Origin of the sequence: Microbacterium sp. H6, assembly GCF_003314775.1 — a bacterium.
Taxonomy (GTDB): Bacteria; Actinomycetota; Actinomycetes; order Actinomycetales; family Microbacteriaceae; genus Microbacterium; species Microbacterium oxydans.
The window spans coordinates 9,920-12,135 of sequence record NZ_QOAY01000116.1; the positions used below are offsets into that span (position 1 = coordinate 9,920).

A 2,216-nucleotide genomic window follows, 5' to 3' on the forward strand; every position below is an offset into this window, starting at 1 on the left:
TTCCAGATGGTCGTCGAGCGACGCATCGGGGTCTCGTCCGACGCCGAGAGCCAGGTCTCCGACCACCGCGTCGCCGGCGAGGGGCGCACCGATCGGGATGGGCGTCTGCGGCAAGTACATGACTTCGCCTGCGACGCCGGAGAACCCGCGGTGGAGTTCCCCGTCGATGACGATGCCTGCACCGAGCCCGTCGTCGAGCAGCAGCAGCGCGAAGCTCGCGAGCGTGCCGCCTTCACCGCCCGTGAGCTCGGCGAGGGCTGCGAGGTTGACGTCGTTCTCGACGCGGACGGGGCAGTCCAGGGCCGTGGAAAGAGCCGAGCGGAAGAGGCCGCCGTCGGGGCCGAAGTCGTCTCGGATGCCTCCGTCCGCCGTGACGATGCCGGGGACTCCGACCACCGCCAGGTGCACGGCCGCTTTCGCCGCATTCACCGAGCGCCGGCAGCGTTCCACGAGCCCGACGATGTGGGCCACGCGGTCATCCGTTTCGGCGAAGGGCCCGTGTTCCTCCGCCTGCACAGTGCCGGTCGCGTCGACCAGCACGACGTGGGCGGCGTGATGATCGACGTGCACCGCCGCGGCGAAACCGAGCCGGGGGTGCAGGGCGACGCGTCCTGCAGCAGGACCCCTCGTGTCACGGTCGATGCCCGCGGGGGCGACGGCACCGGCATTCTCGAGCATCCGCAGCACCTGGGTCACCGCCGTCCGTGAGAGTCCGGTGGTCGACATCAGGTCCGAACGGGTCTGCGGACCGCTGCGCGCGAGAGCTTCGAGGATCGCGCGGCCGTTGAGCGTGCGGAGCAGGCCCTGCGGTCCCGCGAGTGGTCTGGACATAGGGGTTGCGGGGTCGCCTCTCTTCGTCGCGTCGTGCACCACTGGCTGTGCCGGGCGCAGTGCCCGCAAGCATGCCACATCGTGTCGCACCAGTCGACACCCCGGACCGGTTCCGTCGGACCGCATGCGCGCAGAACCCGGCACCGGCACAGGCACAGGCACAGGCACATCTCCTCCTTCACCTCCACCTCCACCTCCACTGCCACCTCCACCTCCACCTCCACCTCCACCTCCACCTCCACTGACACCATCACCAAAGGTTCCGCTGCCACCATCACCAAAGGTTCCGCTGCCACCGGGTTTCATGTCCGCAGCAGCTCCTCGCGTCGAACCGTCGGTCGGGAACGAGCAGCGCTGGTCGGTCGTGGTGTTCGCCATCGCCGGCTCGGATCCCACCAGGCAGGGCCGCGGACGGAGGGTGCGCCATGTCGCATCCGGATCTCCCATCCACTGGTGGGGAGGGTTCGGTGGTGGTGCCAGCACAGCGCGACGCCGTTGTCGGTATGAGTCGCTCCACCGCGGGCGTGCTCGTCCACGTGATGGATCTCGCACCAGGCCGCGGGCACATGGCAGCCGGGGATGAGGCATTCACGGTCGCGGAGAGTGATCGCCCGGCGTTGATGGGCATTGAAGATGCGGTCGGAGGTGTGGATTCCGATGATGCGCCCAGCCGGGTCGAACAGGACCCGCTGCACGCCGCCCCCGCACGCGGTGTGCGCGGCGACTCCGGTGGACACGGGGGTGTCGATCCCTTCGATGCGAGCCCATCCGGAACCGGTGGCGTAGTCCTCGGCGGTGACGGTGACGACCAGCGTCGGTGCGGCACCTCCCAGGCGGGGCGTGTCATCGTGACGTGCAGCGATGGAGAGCACGGCGGCGAGCGTGTCGTGCTGCTTCTGCGCGCGCGTCCGGGGGTCGATCGTCCGCACCGGGTCCTCGGATGGCAGGAAGCCATGATCCGCCCCCTCGACCTCCGGCGAAGAGGTGCGCGCCGTGTCGGAGGGCCGGAAAGCGACACCAGGTTGCGGCGGGCCGTCGACCTTCGGGTTCAGGTACGCGTCGAAGAGGCGTCGCAGCTGTCCTGCGACCTTGGGGAGCAGCCCACCCCGGATCGGGATCACCCCGTCCTTGGCCCGACCGAGGACGATCCCCCGCGCCCGCATGGCGATCTCGTCCGCAGGCTCGGCACCATCCGGATCGAGATACTGCACCATCACCTGCGCCAGCACCCGCAGGTCTTCCGGAGTCGCCGGAGGAGCGGTGTCGTCGTCGACCCCCGACTCCGCACCGCCGTGGTCATCCGCGCGCTGCTCGGCGACCGGAAGCCCGCGCGCATACGCCGCCAACTCCGCATCGGCCCGCAACCTGTCCGCCGTCCCCACCCT

At 69.9% G+C, this 2,216-nt stretch carries 2 protein-coding genes; both read right to left on the minus strand.

What is annotated here, in order from left to right:
* Window positions 1-831 (minus strand): ROK family transcriptional regulator (locus tag DSP71_RS07950; RefSeq protein WP_258546325.1); only part of this gene is annotated, 831 nt, incomplete at its 3' end.
* A gap of 302 nt (window positions 832-1,133) precedes the next feature.
* A partial coding sequence (locus tag DSP71_RS07960) for an HNH endonuclease signature motif containing protein (protein WP_147251240.1) occupies window positions 1,134-2,216 on the minus strand: 1,083 nt, incomplete at its 5' end.